The organism is Latilactobacillus parasakei, from assembly GCF_049674265.1.
Taxonomy (GTDB): Bacteria; Bacillota; Bacilli; order Lactobacillales; family Lactobacillaceae; genus Latilactobacillus; species Latilactobacillus sakei.
This window is the reverse complement of the sequence record NZ_CP186861.1, coordinates 2,107,250-2,124,764: the sequence shown is the minus strand read 5'-3', so window position 1 is coordinate 2,124,764 and position 17,515 is coordinate 2,107,250. Positions and strand designations below refer to the sequence as shown.

The 17,515-nt window shown below is 40.7% G+C and carries 16 protein-coding genes and 1 other annotated feature; of the genes, 1 reads left to right on the top strand and 15 read right to left on the bottom strand.

Going from position 1 to position 17,515, the window contains the following annotated elements; translation table 11 throughout:
* Positions 1-4: 4 nt before the first annotated feature.
* Positions 5-1,141 carry a ribosome biogenesis GTPase YqeH gene (gene yqeH, locus ACPBEH_RS10510; protein ID WP_076645387.1) on the bottom strand — a complete coding sequence of 379 codons (1,137 nt, stop codon included), beginning with the start codon at positions 1,139-1,141 and terminating at the stop codon, positions 5-7.
* The gene (locus ACPBEH_RS10505) at positions 1,134-1,664 is read right to left on the bottom strand and encodes a YqeG family HAD IIIA-type phosphatase (protein WP_424349137.1); all 531 of its coding nucleotides are present in this window, start codon (positions 1,662-1,664) and stop codon (positions 1,134-1,136) included. Before ACPBEH_RS10505 ends, yqeH begins: the two co-directional genes overlap by 8 nt.
* A gap of 196 nt (positions 1,665-1,860) precedes the next feature.
* On the opposite strand from ACPBEH_RS10505, the gene ACPBEH_RS10500 reads away from it, so the two are divergent.
* On the top strand, positions 1,861-2,796 hold the full coding sequence (locus ACPBEH_RS10500) for an NADP-dependent oxidoreductase (protein ID WP_424349136.1): 936 nt from the start codon (positions 1,861-1,863) through the stop codon (positions 2,794-2,796).
* A gap of 75 nt (positions 2,797-2,871) precedes the next feature.
* Here the strand turns inward: ACPBEH_RS10500 and rplT are convergent, their stop codons facing one another.
* The 13 genes from rplT to ACPBEH_RS10435 all read right to left on the bottom strand — a co-directional run bounded on the left by rplT (position 2,872) and on the right by ACPBEH_RS10435 (position 17,346).
* The gene (rplT, locus tag ACPBEH_RS10495; RefSeq protein WP_011375090.1) at positions 2,872-3,231 is read right to left on the bottom strand and encodes a 50S ribosomal protein L20; all 360 of its coding nucleotides are present in this window, start codon (positions 3,229-3,231) and stop codon (positions 2,872-2,874) included.
* An 84-nt stretch (positions 3,232-3,315) separates the two neighbouring features.
* On the bottom strand, positions 3,316-3,516 hold the full coding sequence (gene rpmI / locus ACPBEH_RS10490) for a 50S ribosomal protein L35 (RefSeq protein WP_004265303.1): 201 nt from the start codon (positions 3,514-3,516) through the stop codon (positions 3,316-3,318).
* Positions 3,517-3,549: 33 nt separating this feature from the next.
* The gene (gene infC, locus ACPBEH_RS10485; protein ID WP_011375091.1) at positions 3,550-4,053 is read right to left on the bottom strand and encodes a translation initiation factor IF-3; all 504 of its coding nucleotides are present in this window, start codon (positions 4,051-4,053) and stop codon (positions 3,550-3,552) included.
* A gap of 56 nt (positions 4,054-4,109) precedes the next feature.
* Positions 4,110-4,241, bottom strand: a sequence feature (ribosomal protein L20 leader region).
* Between the two features lie 66 nt (positions 4,242-4,307).
* Complete coding sequence (locus ACPBEH_RS10480) at positions 4,308-5,414, bottom strand: alpha-hydroxy-acid oxidizing protein (RefSeq protein ID WP_424349135.1); 1,107 nt, start codon at positions 5,412-5,414, stop codon at positions 4,308-4,310.
* 326 nt (positions 5,415-5,740) lie between these two features.
* Complete coding sequence (gene thrS / locus ACPBEH_RS10475) at positions 5,741-7,711, bottom strand: threonine--tRNA ligase (RefSeq protein WP_424349134.1); 1,971 nt, start codon at positions 7,709-7,711, stop codon at positions 5,741-5,743.
* A gap of 311 nt (positions 7,712-8,022) precedes the next feature.
* On the bottom strand, positions 8,023-8,949 hold the full coding sequence (gene dnaI, locus ACPBEH_RS10470; protein WP_424349133.1) for a primosomal protein DnaI: 927 nt from the start codon (positions 8,947-8,949) through the stop codon (positions 8,023-8,025).
* Positions 8,949-10,328: a replication initiation and membrane attachment family protein gene (locus ACPBEH_RS10465; RefSeq protein WP_424349132.1), complete on the bottom strand. Its 1,380-nt coding sequence runs from the start codon at positions 10,326-10,328 to the stop codon at positions 8,949-8,951. Before ACPBEH_RS10465 ends, dnaI begins: the two co-directional genes overlap by 1 nt.
* 17 nt (positions 10,329-10,345) lie before the next feature.
* A complete protein-coding gene (gene nrdR / locus ACPBEH_RS10460) occupies positions 10,346-10,819 on the bottom strand; it encodes a transcriptional regulator NrdR (RefSeq protein ID WP_016265454.1) in 474 nt (157 codons plus the stop codon).
* Between the two features lie 425 nt (positions 10,820-11,244).
* Positions 11,245-11,853, bottom strand: a complete 609-nt coding sequence (coaE, locus tag ACPBEH_RS10455) for a dephospho-CoA kinase (protein ID WP_424349131.1) — start codon at positions 11,851-11,853, stop codon at positions 11,245-11,247.
* A complete protein-coding gene (mutM, locus tag ACPBEH_RS10450; RefSeq protein ID WP_424349130.1) occupies positions 11,853-12,689 on the bottom strand; it encodes a DNA-formamidopyrimidine glycosylase in 837 nt (278 codons plus the stop codon). The genes coaE and mutM overlap by 1 nt, the downstream gene beginning before the upstream one ends.
* A gap of 11 nt (positions 12,690-12,700) precedes the next feature.
* Entirely contained in the window at positions 12,701-15,361 is a 2,661-nt protein-coding gene (gene polA, locus ACPBEH_RS10445; protein WP_424349129.1) for a DNA polymerase I, read from the bottom strand.
* 127 nt (positions 15,362-15,488) lie between these two features.
* Positions 15,489-15,980, bottom strand: coding sequence for a transcriptional regulator, SarA/Rot family (locus tag ACPBEH_RS10440; protein ID WP_424349128.1), 492 nt, complete (start codon positions 15,978-15,980; stop codon positions 15,489-15,491).
* A gap of 466 nt (positions 15,981-16,446) precedes the next feature.
* A complete protein-coding gene (locus ACPBEH_RS10435; protein WP_424349127.1) occupies positions 16,447-17,346 on the bottom strand; it encodes a hypothetical protein in 900 nt (299 codons plus the stop codon).
* Positions 17,347-17,515: the final 169 nt, after the last annotated feature.

The following is a 17,515-nucleotide window of genomic DNA, read 5'->3' as shown; positions in this document are numbered from 1 at the left end:
TAACCTAAATAAGTGCTTTTCTGATCATCACTGAAACGCCTTTTGGTGCGTAACCGGCGACAACCACGTTTTCTGGCAATGTAATCCAGCCTAAACCGGCGAAGACTAAATCACTCTTTTCTTTTGTTGAAAATTCATAGCGTTGTAAATCTGGAAAATCTGCTAAGTCTTCTGGATGAGGTGGCTGTAATAAATCACCTAACTGTCTAACATAGAAGTTATCCGCATTTTCTAATTTTGTTCTGTGGATGTAAAGTTCATTATCAAAGTAACCAACAAAACCGTGACGTGGGCCTTGAAGATAATCAAAACGTGCCAAGCCGCCTAAAAATAACGTTTGTTGTTCATTTAATTGATAAACTTTAGGCTTGATTTGCTTTTGAGGGGCAATCAAACGAAGATCCTTATCGTGTAAGTAATGCGCCATTTGTTGCGCATGAATAATCCCTGGTGTATCAATTAAAGCATGATCATCTTCATATAATGGAATATCAATCCGATCCAACGTTGTCCCTGGGAATTGTGACGTCGTAATCACGTCGTTGTCCAAAATCCCAGTTTGTTTGATGATGCGGTTAATTAACGTTGATTTACCAACGTTAGTTACCCCAACCACGTATACGTCGCGACCTTTTCGTTCCCGTTCGATAACTGCTAGTAAATCATCGACTGAATTGCCTTTTTTTGCGCTGACCAACATGGTTTCAATTGGATGTAAACCATGTTCCTTCGCTTCTTTTTGAATCCAGTTAATAACGCGATTAGGATTGAGGGCTGTTGGTAAGATATCGACCTTATTGCCGACCAAGATCACTGGGTTATCGCCGATGAAACGGTGTAATCCGGGAATCAAGCTCCCATTAAAGTCAAAGATATCCACAACGTTAACGATTAAAGCATCACTATCACCGATTTGGTTGAGTAACGCTAAAAAGTCATCATCGTTTAACTTGATATCACTGATTTCATTATAGTGGCGTAATCTGAAACAGCGTTGGCAATATAGCTGACCCGTTTCCAAGCCTTTTTTAAGGGCAGAATTAGGGGTATAGCCTAGTGCTTCCTTATCAGTCGTTTGAATCTGAGCACCGCAACCAATACAAAATAGTGCTTCTTCAGTCTGTTGTTGTTCTTCAGTCATTTAAATCCTCCCGCCAAGTTAAATCTGCGTGTTTTTTTAGTAGTTGTTGCATAATATATTTTTCAAAAAAGCGATTAATAGACGTATTCCAAGCATCGCTATCAATAATCGGTTTTACCAAAATTGTCCGGACACCGGCAACGTTGCCTGCGTGCATATCGGTAATCAATTGGTCACCAACCATTACCACTTCGTGACGTGATAACCCGAGTTGCTTCTTAGCTTTCACAATACCCGTTGCCAGAGGCTTATTGGCTCTGGCGATAAAAGGTAATTGTAATTCAGCCAACGCATGTTGGACCCGTTGCTGATTATTATTTGAAACCACCATGACCGTAATCTCAGCGGCTTGCATTTGTGCTAACCATTCTTTGAGTTGCGGCGTGCCGTTCGGATTATTCCAAGCAATTAAGGTGTTATCAAGATCCGTTAAAACGGCTCTAATACCTTGTGCTTTGAGTTGTTCTGGTGTTAAGTCGTAGATTGCATTAACCATCCAAGTTGGCTTAAAATTCTTTAGCATGCATTTGTCTCCTTTAATCTAGTCACTGACTAATTATAGGTTATTTAGTAGTAAATTGCACCTTTACGAGGTTAATTATTTGCCCATTCTAATTGCTTTTCAATTTTCTCAACACTTTCTTCACAATCTAAGTCAAACTAATCGACATTTAAGCGCTTTTCTGGTACGTTTAAAGAAATTGAGAGGATGTGTTGTTATGGAAAAATTTGGGTTTAATCATTTTGGCGGACCAGATGTTTTTGAAACATTGAATCAACCGCAACCAGTGCCAAAGGAAAATCAAGTCTTGATTAAAGTACTTGCGTTTGGGCTTAACCCTTACGATGTTGCCCTTAGAACCGGTTCACAACAAACAGTGCGTCCTTTACCAATGCCTATTGTCCCTGGGACAGATGTGGTTGGTGAGATCGTGATGCTTGGTGCGGATGTCACTGATTATCGCATTGGCGAACTGGTTATTAACCATCGGCCACTCGGCGGTTATAGTGAGTTCGTCACAGCTTCAACCAACAAAATCATTCGTAAACCAGCTAGTCTCAGCATTGCTGAAGCCGCTGGTCTCGCAAGTGCCGGTATTACCGCTTATAACACGTTGATGCACTTTACGAACTTTAAACACGGCGATACAATCGCGATCATGGGTGCTAGCGGGGCTGTCGGGAGTTTACTCACCCAACTGAGTCTTGCTGCCCATTTAAACGTTATTGCGATTGCCCACAGTTCAAACCTTGAATATTTACGGTCATTTGGCGTTCAAGAAACAATCGCCTATGATCAACCAGGCGATTTAAGCCACTTTAAGCAAACGGCCAAGATTGCTGTCAACCTCAGCCGCGATCCAAAATCAACTGAATTATTGAATGAACTCGTTCAACCAGATGGTTTCTTTACAAGTACAACGATCATGCCAAGTGAAGCAGAACAAGTGGCTGGTGTCACTTACCAATCTGTCTATCCTCGACGTGATTATCCAGATTTGACTGCTCTTCAAGATTTAAGTGAACTTGTTGACCAAGGACTATTACACGTCACAGTCTTTGAAGAATTACCTTTCACACTTGAAGGCGTCATCAAAGGCCATCAACTATTAGAAAGTCACCATGCACCAGGTAAAATCATCGTTTCCCGTTAAAAATAATGCAATTTATAAAGAAAGAGTCTCGAACAAAACGAAGTTTTGTCCCAGACTCTTTTTTGGTCTTATTAATTATTTGTTTAATGCAGCTTTAGCAGCTTCAACAACTGATGTGAATGCAGCAGCATCGTTAACAGCTAAGTCAGCTAACATCTTACGGTTCATGTCGATTTCAGCGACTCTTAAACCGTGCATTAATTGGCTGTATGACATATCGTTCATACGAGCAGCAGCGTTGATACGAGCAATCCATAACTTACGGAAGTCACGTTTACGTTGACGACGATCACGGAATGCATAACGGTATGAAACCATTACTTGAGTATTTGCTGATTTGAATAATAAATGTTTAGCGCCGCGATAACCCTTGGCTAATTTTAAAATCTTTTTACGACGTTTGCGCGTCACTGTTCCACCTTTAACACGTGGCATAAGAATTTCCTCCTTGAATAACAAACAACGTCAAAGCGTTGTTGTAGTGATCTAATTTTTACTTGAATCCGAAAATGCTATGGCTTATTTAAGGCCTGATAACATTTGACGGATACGTCTCATATCGCTATTTGAAACCATTCCAGATTTTCTTAATTGACGACGTTGTTTCTTAGTCTTACCGTGGAAACGGTGACTTGTGTAGGCGTGGCTGCGTTTTAGGCCGCCATTACCTGTACGTTTAAAACGTTTTGCTGAAGCACGGTGTGTCTTAAATTTTGGCATGATATTTCCTCCTAATAAATCAGAAACAGATTTTTATTTTTGGTCCTTAAGCGGTTCTAACATTAAGAACATGCTACGGCCATCCATTTTAGGACGTGCTGTAACTTTAGCGATGTCCTCTGTTTCTTTAGCAAGTCTTTCTAATACACGTTGACCAATTTCTTTATGCGTAATTGCTCGGCCCTTGAAACGAATAGAAGCTTTCACTTTATCGCCCTTGCCAAGGAACTTACGTGCATTGTTCAACTTCGTATTAAAGTCATTTTGTTCAATTGTGGGACTAAGACGAACCTCTTTGAGGCTAATGGTTTTCTGCTTCTTACGAGCATCACGTTGTTTCTTTTGAAGCTCGAAACGGTACTTACCATAGTCCATAATACGAGCAACGGGTGGTTTTGCGTTTGGTGAAACCAAGACAACATCCATATTAGCTTGTTCAGCTAAGGCAATTGCGTCCTGTGTACTCTTGATACCAAGTTGTTCGCCATCTTGAGCAATCAAACGTAATTCTCGTGCACGAATACCATCGTTAACCATCAAATCTTTTGCTATGACTCTTCACCTCCATAAAATTTAGAGAGAAAATGCAGCTAAGCACCAAAAAAACGGCCCCTTCAACAGAAAGGCCCGCTATTCGATAACTTAATTCGTCCGAATTAGAAACTATCAGCCCAGAGACATCAAGTGTCTACTAAGGCGAGAAGCGGGAACTTCTGCTTTATTTCTCAACGAAAATAAGTATACTCGGTTTAAGTTTTAAAGTCAAGGTAATCCCAACTGATTTTCAGAAATTAATTACCATAGTGATTATCGATTAATTGTGTCGCTTTTACTTCATCAATATTATGCGTACCAGCGAGTTGCATAACGAGTTCCAATTCCTTTTGTAAATATTCAAAGACGTTCTTAACACCGATGCTACCGCCCAATGCTAGGCCATAGATTACAGGACGGCCAATTGCAACGATATCTGCCCCTTCTGCTAAAGCCTTGAAGACGTGTTGACCACGACGAACGCCACTATCAAAGACGATTGGTACGCGTTTATTAACGGCTTTTGCGACTACGTGTAATGAATCGAAAGCTGCAGGACCACCATCTAATTGACGGCCGCCATGATTTGAAACCCAAATGCCTTTAGCGCCGGCTTGAAGCGCAATTTCAACGTCTTCTGCTGTTTGAACACCCTTCACAAAGACTGGTAAGTGTGTGTATTCAGAAATAAATGCAACGTCTTTTGGATTCAAACGTTGTTTAGCTGACTTATAAACAGCGTCCATTGTTTGTCCGACACCTGTTTGATAAGCTTCAACAATTGGTAAGCCAACTGGGAATGTAAAATGATTGCGTTTGTCAGTTTCACGGTTACCACCAACAGTTGCGTCAGCTGTTAAGACGATTGCTTTCACATTGTGGGCCATCGCTTCATCTAAAATCTTACGGTTAATATCGTCATCTTTACTCATATAAAGTTGGAACCATTGTGGGCCACCATCAGCTGCCGTTGCCATATCATCAATGCTTGCTGAAGCAAATGAGCTCATGGTTAAGATTGAGCCATATTCTGCTACCCCTTTGGCAGTTGCCGCTTCACCTTGTGTGTTAACTAATTTGTGCGCTGCAACGGGTGCCATGATAATTGGTGACGTTAAGTGATCACCAAAAATTTCTGTCGATGTATCCGGATTTTCAATGTCTTGTAAAACACGTGGTGCGATATATTTATGATTGAATGCCGTGATATTTTCATTAATGGTATAGAGGTCACCTGCACCACTATAGATATATCCAAAACCGCCCTTAGGGACAACTTTACCAGCGGCTTCCTCTAATTCGTAGAGATTGATAATATCCAATGCTTTTTCTGCAGAACCTGCCATATATTTTTCAGTTGCCATAATAAAACCCCCATTAATTATTAAATGTGAAATCGTTTACACCTATTATTATACCGCTTTTTTGATTGTGTACAACTAAAAGACACAAAAAAGAGCGTTAAATCAAAATAAATTTGATTTAACGCTCTTTTAGCAATTATCACCAGTAACTGACTTGTGTTACTGCACACAAATCTCAAAAGCTACCAGTCGTAACGCACTCTTTTTTGAAACATGCTTTTCAAAGCAACTTCCTGCGATTAGCACCGTTAGTCAAATAATCGACTTTGTCAATTATTCGCCTACCTATGCTAATCCTCAGAAGCTACCCGCTTTGAACGCACTCTTTATAGATTAATCTTCTTTGCGTGTTGTTTGCCGTCTCGGCTGTAGTTGCCGACTTCTGCAACAATCGCATTGATGAACATGTCTGAGGCTTCTTCAACAGCATTTTCTTCACCGTATTTACGGACAGAAACTGTTGCTTGTGCAAGTTCTTGATCTCCAACAACTAATGTATATGGAATCTTGCTTGTTTGGGCTTCACGAATCTTATAACCCATTTTTTCGTTACGATCATCGATCCGAACCCGTAAGCCGTGTTTGATCATTTCATCTTTGATGTTTTTAGCGTAATCATAGTGAAGATCGTTCTTAACTGGAATGATAACAGCTTGTGTTGGTGCTAACCATGTTGGGAAAGCGCCCTTGTAGATTTCTGTTAAGTAAGCTGTGAAACGTTCCATTGTTGACACTAAACCACGGTGAATCATAACTGGACGATGCATTTCGCCATCTTCACCAACATAGTGTAAGTCAAAACGTTCTGGCAACATGAAGTCTAATTGGATTGTTGAAAGTGTTTCTTCATTCCCCATAGCCGTCTTTGTTTGAACGTCTAATTTAGGACCATAGAAAGCAGCTTCGCCTTCAGCTTCGACATAGTCTAAGCCAAGATCATCCATAGCACCCTTCAACATGGCTTGTGCCTTGTTCCACATTTCGTCATCATCGAAGTATTTTTCTGTGTTAGCAGGATCACGATAACTTAAACGGAATGTGTAATCATTGATGTTAAAGTCTGAGTAAACTTCGATCATTAATTTCAAGATTGATTTGAATTCATCTTGGATTTGATCAGGACGAACGAATGTGTGACCATCATTTAAAGTCATTTCACGGACACGTTGTAACCCTGAAAGTGCACCTGATTTTTCATAACGGTGCATCATACCAAGTTCAGCTAAACGAATTGGTAATTCACGGTATGAACGTGGATGATGTTTGTAAACTTGAATATGTGATGGGCAGTTCATTGGCCGTAATTCAAGCATTTCGCCATCGCCCATGTCCATTGGTGGGAACATGTCTTCACGATAATGATCCCAGTGACCTGATTGTTTGTACAAGTCTAAGTTAGCTAAGATTGGTGTGTAAACATGTTCGTAACCATTAGCAACTTCCTTGTCAATGATGTAACGTTCGATTGAACGACGAATTGTCGCACCATTTGGTAACCAGTAAGGAAGTCCTGCGCCGACTTTAGGGTCAACGAAGAATAAGTCTAATTGATTACCGATAACACGGTGATCACGTTCCTTAGCTTCTTGACGACGTTTCAAATCAGCATCAAGTTCTTCTTGTTTAGGATAAGCTGTTCCGTAAATCCGTTGTAACATTTGGTTACTTGATTTACCTTGCCAATAAGCACCAGCAACTGATAATAGTTCGAAGAATTTAACGTCACTGACTTTACCTAACATTGGTGCTAAGCTAAAGTCTGAGTAGTCACCTAATTGGTAAACTAAAACTTGATCAGCTTCAACTTCGTCTAATAAAGCAAGTTTATATGTTTGGCCGGCAAATAATTTCTTAGCGTCATCTTTTGAAACGCTGATACGTGAAATTGCTGCCCCTGATTGGATTAATTTAGCCATTTCTGATTTGATTTCTGGTAAATCTGTTACAGCAACTTGGCCAGCTTCGTTATCTGTATCGTAATAGAAACCATCTTCGGTTGCCATGACTTCACCAAATTGCATATCTGGGTAGTGTTGATTTAAAGTAGCAGCTAATACGAAAGCTGCAGTATGCCAAGTGGCAGTAAGGTTAACCGTTTGATCATCTTTAGTGATGATTTCGATTGCCCCGTCTTCCAAAAGTGGTTGTTGTAAATCAACCACTTCACCGTTAAATTTGCCGGCGATTGCCTTTTTTGCCAAGCTCGTACTGATTGATTTTGCAACGTCTAGTAAACTTGTTGCTTGCTCAAATGTTTTTTGAGCACCATCTGGAAAAGTTAATTGAATTTCTGCCATGCTTGAACACTCCTTCTTATTTTTGTAATCAACAATAAAAAAAGTCCCTGAGACACATACAAATATGCACCTCAGGGACGAATTGATTTCGCGGTTCCACCCAGATTGAGAATCAGATGATGATTCTCCAACTTTAAGCGTCTTTAACGGAAACGACCCGACTAACTTAAGCCTCTAGAAAGTGGTCAATTAAATGTCCTTATGAAAAACTTTCAGTTATGTTTTTCTCCCTGATCAATCTCGCCATTTAAAAGGTATCTTTCATCGTTGATTGACTCTATTAAAACACTTAATCAAACTTTACGCAAGCCCTAATTTGATTGTAAGCGTCTATTTTGACCACTGACCTCAACCTCACGGGCTAAATAACGCACGCGTTGCATAATTCGGCCGGCCTTCACCGGCTCCTCATCGCCACGCTGGCTGGTTGTCAAATGTTTCTCCAGTTCGTTCATCGTAAAATTAGAACTGAAGAAAGTGGCTAATTGTTCTTGCATCCGGTATTGCAAAATAATGCCTAATACTTCATCCCGTACCCAAGCGCTCAGTGCATCCGCACCAATATCGTCAATCATTAAAATTGGTGCTTTCTTGATTTGGTTGACCTTTTCGAGGACGTTATTTTGGCCAATCGCATTTTTCATTTCAACTGCAAAGGTTGGAAAATGAATTAACGTCGTTTCAAAGCCTTGCAGCGCTAGCTCATTAGCGATTGCGCCTAGTAAATAAGTCTTACCGACGCCAAACTGGCCACTTAAATATAAGCCTTGATGAAAATCGGTGGGCGCTTGCCGATAAGCTTCGACAAACTTCAACGCTTCAATTAACGGCACTTGGCGCTCACTGGCGTCATATTGTGCGAGGCTCGCTTCAACGATGTCTTTAGGCATATTAATCGACTTCACACGAGCCTTCAATTCAGCTTGTGCCCGCTTTTGAACTAGATCCGCCGTTGGTTCATAACTAACATCGATAAAGTGGTTACTCAACACCAACTTAGGCGCGTAGCCTGGTGCCAGCGTTGTTTCACCGTTTAAAACTTTCTTTTTTTCATTGACGTATTCATAGATTTTAGCGGCACTGCGCGCCACTGTTTCTTGTGATAGGGCGGCCTGATTAGCCTGAATAAAGGCCTGCACATCAGGATCTTGTAAGGCTTCTTCAACTAATTTATTAAAGCGCTGATTCAGGCGTTGCCGGTTCATATAGTCGGTTAAATCTTTGCCCATATTTTCCATTATGATTCCCGCCCTTCACGGATTTTCTTGAGTAATTGATCAATTTCTTGCTGATCCGCCTTACTTGATGTGGTTTGTGGCGCTTGATAATCAGACTTAGCCCATTTAGGCACAGTTTCCTGCTTGGTCTTGGCTTGATAGCGCGGTTGTCGTTTAGTTTGTTTCGTTTCTTGTTTAGTTTGGAAATCACGGATTTGTAAAATGGCATCAGCTGGCGTCTTAACACCTTGTTGCGCCCATTGGTTAGCAATCCGATCCAACAAAGCTTGTGTTAAGCCCTCATACTGGCTAATAATATAAACCACTAAAATATTTAAAACATCGTTGTTGAAAATATAACGATTTTGCAAGTCCCGTAATGCGCGAATTTCATTTTTCGCCACAAAGCCGTGATTTTTTTGCTTGAGATATTCTAAGTAATCCACTGGCAAATACTGCTGACTTTCGGTTAACCATTGCATCTCTTTTTCGTTAAAGCCGGCTTGTTGCCATTCTTTTTGTAGGACCTCGAGTGGCTTCTTAGCCGGTTGTTCGCTGTTATTTTGAACACTATGCCGACGCGTATAATTATTCAAAACATTTTGTTCTAACGCATCCATATTGACCCGACTATCAGCAACATCCATGGTAAGGCCGATTAAGCGTCCTAGCTCCATTTCGTCTAATCCATAGAAATAATGCAAATTAAATAATCGTTGCTCATTACGTAAAATTTCATCCGTATCGATTTGGTTCTGTGCAACCACTTCTTGCAACAAAGCCCAATCAAAAGTGCGCAACTCAACTGACGTGAAACTTGGTTTTTGCGCCTTTTTTTGTTGATACGTACTTTGCGCCTCAGCAACTGCCGTAGGCGCCGTTGTTAAATGATCATTTTGAACGTGGAAAACCGTCAAGAAGTTCTTCGTAACCTCTTCGTATTCCTTAGAACGCACTGGTTGTAGTTTAAAATGCTCTCTCAATTCAATAAACCGCTTCTCACCGACTGATTCATATAAAATAACACTCAATAAATCATCATTGAAGAAAATATGCGGCTGCATCGGTGCGTATAATTCGTACACCAGATTGCGGCCCGTATTATTATTTTTTTGATAAGTCCGCATTAAGCCCAACGCTTCTAACTTATTACGCGCATCATAAAAAGCTGGCAAATCGACCCCTAATAAATTCAACAAGGTTGCATGCGTTTGGAAAGTCGTTTGACTTTTAGCCTGGGTTGATTGGCTCCATAACAAAAGATAGAGACTGTACGCGACAGCCCCCATCAGTGGTTGGTATAAATAGGTGACGACTGTTTGATCAAAATCGCTCAAATAGTTAGCTTTTGTCACCATAAACCCATCTTTAGGACTTAAATAATCAAATGCGTCTGACATCCACTAACTCCTTTCGACTAATCTTGGTCTTTAGCCTTTTCTTTTTTCATCATTTCTTGTAATTCCGCCATAAAGACATTCATGTCTTTAAATTGACGGTAGACACTAGCAAAACGAATGTAAGCAATCTCGTCGACGCCTGGTAAGACAGCCATGACATATTCACCGACAGCTTGTGACGACACTTCGTTTTCGCCTAATGCTCTGATTTTATTTTCAACTTCATCAACAATTTCAGTCATTTGTTCCATCGTAACGGGCCGCTTTTCAGCAGCCCGAATTAAACCACGCAATAATTTATCCCGGTTAAACTCTTCGCGCGTTCCATTTTTCTTAATAACTAATAACGGTGTTTGCTCCACCCTTTCAAAAGTTGTAAACCGGAATTGACAATTTTCGCATTCGCGACGACGCCGAATAACGCGTCCTTCATCTGTTGGTCGACTATCAATTACCCGTGAACTATTTTGATGGCAATGTGGACATAGCATAAAGACACCTTCTTATCTTTTAATTTAAGGAATATTAATTGTATTTTACTATTCTAAACAGATAGTATAACAATATTATAACATGACATGCAACAGAGTGGTCTACCAACCGGGTTGATTCTGAGGATTAGCAGTGTTAGGCGAATAACCGATGCAATCGGTTGTTTGACTAACATCGCTAACCGCAGGAATCAGGTTGGTAGTCCACGTTTCAGATTGATTTCGCACTGGGTTACTTTTTCACATTTGCTGCGTAGTGTAAGTAGGCCAAAAAAGGAGCTGAGACAAAAGTAATTTTGTCTTCAGCTCCTTTTCGATATCCGAATATTGATGGTATAAACGTGTCCTATAAGTCATATCCTTCCGGTTAACCCTGAATGTCAAACGATTGCTTGCAGCAATCATTCGCCATTCTGTGTTAATCCTCAGGTCATACCCGACTTATGACACACTCCTTCCAAAACTGTCTTTAATTGGGCTTCCAATTGAGCCAGTGAACCTTGGTTATCAATCACAAAATCTGCTCTGTCGCGTTTTTCAGTCAATGATGCTTGACTGTTAATCCGTTTCAAAGCATCTTCGCGACTTAATTGATTCCGCGCCATCAATCGCGCTAATTGCTTTTCAACTGGTAAATAAACGACCATCACCCCGTCGCAAACCATTTCGTAGTGCTGTTCATACAACAACGGTAAATCCAAAATGACTAGCGGTTCTTGATGCGCTTTAGCCGCGGCCATCTCGGCCATAATCGTTTCCCGAATGATGGGTGCGGTAATCGCGTTGAGTTGTGCTAATGCGGCTTGATTACCAAAGACCAATTTACCCAAAGCCGCCCGATCAACCTGACCGTTTTGCACAAACTGCTCGCCAAAAGTGGCTTGGATTTGCGCTTGAACGCTTTGATTATTCGCCAACACTTGGTGTGCGATTTGATCCCCATCAATAATAGGCACTCCTTGTTGGGCCAGCATTTGAGAAACCGTTGTTTTACCGGTAGCAATACCACCGGTTAGGCCTAAGAAATAAGTCATTATTTTGCATCCCTTTTAATCTGACACTTTGGACAAAAATGCGTCCCCCGTTGTGCCACTTTAATCTTCTCGATTGGTGTCCCACATCGTTCGCAAGGAACCCCCTTTTTACCGTAAACATGCAGCATTTCTTGGAAGGCGCCAGCATGACCGATCGCGTTCAAAAATGTGTTAACCGTCGTCCCTCCATGATTAATCGCTAGTTCTAATTCGGCGATAATCTCATCGTGGAGGCGATCCGTTTCAATACGCGTTAAAACATTGGCTGGTGTTTCCGGATGAATATGACTCAGCCACAGCGTCTCATCAACGTAGATATTACCTAAGCCGGTCACAACCTTTTGATCTAATAATAATGGCTTAATGGCTTTGTGATGCTTTTGCAACCGTTGATAGAAGTCCGCCTTTAAAAAGGTCGTTGGTGTTGGTTCCGGACCTAAGTCCTTCAACCCGGCTACCGTATTTTCCTGACCGGTTTCAATCAACTGCATTCGGCCAAACTTCCGCGTGTCTAAGTAGCGCATTTGTTGACCATCCGTGAATTCAAAAATTACGTGCGTATGTTTTGAAATCGGTGCCTCCTTGGCAACCACTTCATACTTACCTTCCATTCGCAGATGGCTAACAACCGTCAGCTGCTCTCCAAAACGAATTAGTAAATATTTCCCCCGCCGATCAACAGCAGTAATCTGTTGGCCTACTAATCCAGCAGTAAAGACTTCATCTGGATTAACAATGATTTTCGACCAGCGAATATCGATTGCTGAAACAGTTTTACCAACCGCTAAGGTTTCAAGTCCCCGGCGGACATTTTCGACTTCTGGTAATTCAGGCATTTTCCGTCACCTTATTTCTTAATATCGTACCAAGTTGGGCCAAAACCACTTTCGACCTTCAATGGCACCGCTAATTTAACGGCTGAATCCATCACACTTGGGACTAATTTTTGTAAGATTGGTATTTCTTCAGTTGGTGCTTCAAAAATCAATTCATCGTGTACTTGTAATAACATTCTGGCTTGTAAGTTCGCCTTTTTCAATTCTTGTTGCATTAAAATCATTGCCACTTTGATAATATCCGCAGCACTACCTTGAATTGGCGTATTCATCGCTGTCCGTTCTGCAAAAGAACGAAGGTTAAAGTTCTTAGCGTGAATATCTGGTAAATAACGACGCCGGTGGAAAAGCGTTTCGACATAGCCTTCTTCGCGCGCTTTTTTAACAATATCGACCATGAATTGTTGGACACCCGGATATTGTTCGAAATAAGCGTCGATAAAGCGTTTGGCTTCTTGCCGTGAAATCCCAATATTTTGAGATAAACCATAATCGCTAATCCCATAAACAATCCCGAAATTCGTAGCCTTAGCTTGGCGCCGCATATCTGGTGTCACTTCATCAGCACTATTTAAACCAAAGATCTTCATCGCAGTATTCGCATGAATATCCCGATCTTCTTTGAAGGCCTCTTGCATATTGGCATCCCCTGAGATGTGTGCCAATACACGTAATTCGATTTGCGAGTAATCAGAAGCAAACATTTGCCAGTCTGGATGGCTTGGAACAAAGGCTTGGCGAATCTTGCGGCCCTCTGCCAAACGAACTGGAATGTTTTGTAGGTTAGGATCAACTGACGATAAGCGACCGGTTTGCGTCAAGGTTTGTAAATAACGCGTATGGACTTTGTTATCTTGATGAATTGATTTCAATAACCCTTCAACATAGGTTGATTGAATCTTGGCGATTTGACGATAATCCAAAATTGTTTGAACAATCGGTGCATCCTGCCGTAATTGTTCAAGCACATCGACAGCGGTTGAGTAGCCCGTCTTTGTCTTCTTAATGACTGGTAAGCCCATTTTTTCAAATAAAATGACGCCCAGTTGCTTAGGTGAGTTAATGTTGAAGGTTTCGCCAGCTTCAGCGTAAACTTTTTCTTCCAAAATCTTCAAGGTCTGGCTGAATTCCGAGCCCATTTGTTGCAGGCGACTAGCATCGACCCGAATCCCTGTTATTTCCATTTGCGCCAATACGAGGGCCAATGGTAATTCCATATCCGTAAAGAGATCGAATTGTTGATGTTCCTTCAATTGTTCTTCAAGTTGTGGTTGTAAATGATAAATGGCCGCCGCTTTTTGAACAAGATGTTGATACAACAAGGCTGGTTCAGTTGGGACAGCCCGTTTGGCACCTTTCCCATAAACGGCCTCGTCTGTTTGCACATTTTGATACTCGTGTAAATTAGCAACCGTTCCTAAATCATTACTGTTATTCGTCGTATTCAATAAATAAGATGCTAATAATAAATCGAACTCAACGCCCGCTAAATGAACACCTAATCGATTAGCTGCCACTTGCGTCCGTTTAACATCAAAGACCGCTTTAGGATGGCTCGCATCTTCCAACCAATCCTTCAATACTGGTTCAGCTAGTAGCGCAACATCATCACTGACATACCAATGATCTGGTGCACCGATGTAAAAGCCAATTAAATCGGCGGTATGGTAATTATCGGTTAACATTTCAACCCCGAAGGCAACCGGTGTTTTAATCGCTTGAACCGTTTCTAAATTATCCAACGTCAAAACGGTGTATTGATAGTTTTCCGCCGGTTCAGTCGTTTCTGGTGTCACGTTTAACTGCTTTAAAAAGTTTTGAAAGTTCATCTCTTGGTAAAAAGCAATCAACGTATCGATGTTTGGGCCTTCATACGTGATGTCCGCTAACGTCGTTTCGATCGGTGCATCCCGCAAAATCGTCGCCAATTTTTTGCTCATAAAGGCTTGATCACGATCTTCAATCAGATGTTCCTTCATCTTACTCTTTTTCATTGCATCGACATTTTCGTAGACCCCTTCGATGCTCCCAAATTCCGTTAGGAGTTTCAGCGCCGTCTTTTCGCCGACCTTTGTGACACCCGGATAATTATCAGAGGTATCACCCATCAAACCCTTTAAGTCTACGATTTGACTAGGTGCTAAGCCTAATTTTTCTTGTACATGTTCTGGTGTGTAGGCTTCTGTATCGTTGACACCTTTGACCGTGATATTAACGGTCGTTTTATCTGTTGTTAGTTGTGTTAAATCCCGATCACCCGTCACGATATTGACAACAAAGCCATCTTGTTCTGCTTGGCTCGCCAACGTCCCAATAATGTCATCGGCCTCATAGTTGGCTAATTCAGCCGTCTGAATGCCATAAGCGTGCAATAATTCCTTAATATAGGGAAACTGTTCCGTTAATTCTGGTGGTGTCTTAGAACGACCGCCTTTATAGTCGGCAAACTGTGCCGTTCTAAAAGTCGTTTTGCCCGCATCAAAAGCTACTAAAACATGTGTTGGTTCAAATCGTTTCAAGATAATGTCTAGCATATTCTTGAACGCATAAATGGCGTTGGTATGTAACCCATCTTGATTGGTAAAACTGTCTAACACTTGGTGCATCGCGTAAAACGCTCGAAACGCTACACTGTTACCATCAATTAATAATAAACTTTTTTGAGAACCCATCGTGTTCCTCCTAAATTCGTAAAGTCGCTTCCTCTATTCTAACAAAGAAAAGCAAGACCGGATACTGATTTGGCTGTACAAAAAAAGGAATCTGGTAATAAGCCTTACCAAGATTCCTTTAAATAAATTATTTTGCTTCTGGTCGATTAAGGTTCATTGAAACCATTCGTTCAAAGATTTCTTTACTTTGACCGATAGTAGCATCCACTTTATCCTTACCCACTTCATTTTTAAGATCATTGTAAAGATCCAAGTAATAATAAAGTAAGTGATGATAAACTTGTAACCCTTTTTCAGTTAAATGCACACGACGAATCCGTTGGTCTTTTTCGTCTGATTGTTCAGCGATGAAGGCCATCTTCCGTAACGAACGACATTGACGTGAAATGGCAGAGCGACTAACTTGCATCTTGTCTGCTAAAGCACTGTTTGTTGTTTCGTTATCGTTGTTCTTAATTTCGTGCATCACTAAGAATTGATCAAATGATAACCCGTATTTTTGACTTTCTCGGTTCATCGATTCACTCAAATTGTTAATGAGCCACCGGTATAATCCTGCGAATTCCATAAAATCAGACCATGAATCACCGATTAGGTCGGACTTATTAGTTGCATCCATGTTTTACCTCCTATATGCCGTTCAGATCACTGATTATCATAAATTAAGACGATTTCCCGCAAACCACTTACTTACTTTAAGTAGATAAAGATAAAGTAATCAAAACATAAATTATTTGTTCGTCTTATTCTATGCAATTAATTGATTATAAACGACATTTCTTTAATTAAACTTCAACTCACTATGACTTAAAGCGTTATAACCAGTTTATAGTATTAAAAACTATATTTCAACCAACTTCCCTCAACTTAATAAAAAGATTAGTGTCATTGACTATTTTGAACATTATTCACTTTATTGATTAGAAATAATATCAAATTTTTTATAATTTACTAATCGTAGTGTTAGAAAGTTATGATACCGCCCACATATACAGCGTTAACAGTCTTTAAATCTGGTTTTTCTGGGCGCTAAGTTAGCATTTGAACAAAATATTAATATTTTTATTTTAGTTGACCGTACCTGCTTAGAGCGTATTGGGCAGCGTTGCGCTAAAAGCTAGCGCTTGGTGTGTCAAATCCCACAAGTTAACGGTGATTGATTGCGGCACAACCTCTTGTTCATCGTAATGGCAACTGACCTCATACTTAAATTCAGTCTCAGATTGCTTTTTACTCAAGATAATCCGCGTCGCCAATTGCTCAAAATCGTCCAATGAATAATTAGTGCCCGCAACTTCGCCTGGAACATGTGTATCCCGCAAGGTTAGTCGATAATGGTTATTTTGATAGGCCGCATATAATTGATTTACCCGTGCTTGATTATTAGGCATGAGGTAATTAATGCTTGGCCGATCCCCATGATTCAAATGCGCTGTGCCGGTAAATAATAAACCGTCAATATCGTCGCCTTCTGAAAGCGTAAAGCGAAAGGGCAACAGGTGCGTCCGATGATATAAATTGACCTTTTTTCCAGCCACTTCTGCATATTGATGACTGACTAGGTCGTATCCCGGCGTATTGGCCTGTTTACGTTTTTCATCGCTTCGCGTAATCAGCCCACTTTGAATAGCTGACTGGCGTGCTTTTAAAATACCTGTCGTTAATAAGGCAATTGCACCAACCGGTCGTTCTTGTGCCATTTCGGCGACTAACACATCTCCTGATTGTCCAGGTTTATCCAACTGATTCATTGTCTGTTCAAAATGAGTCGTTGGTATGTAATGGTACGCAACCTGTACATCTTCAATAAGCGTTTGTGGCGGCGTTAGCTCCTCAGCATCCTCTGTTTCATCCTGACCCTTATGCGTCCGCACAAATTGATACAGTGCATACCCCAACCAAGCAACGGCAACCACTGTTATTAGCGGCTGATGGCACCATTTACCCAAGTTATATAAGAGCAGTATTCCTAAATATTTTTTCATCAGATATCCTTTAAGTTAGTTTGCGGTGCTTTAAACAAGCAAGATGAGGCATATACCAGTTTATAGTATTAAAGAACATGTTTCAACAGACATATTATTAAATTAAGTAAAATTTTGCTAAATTGACTATTAATATGCTAAATTTCTGCTTTTTTACTAAAAAAACAGC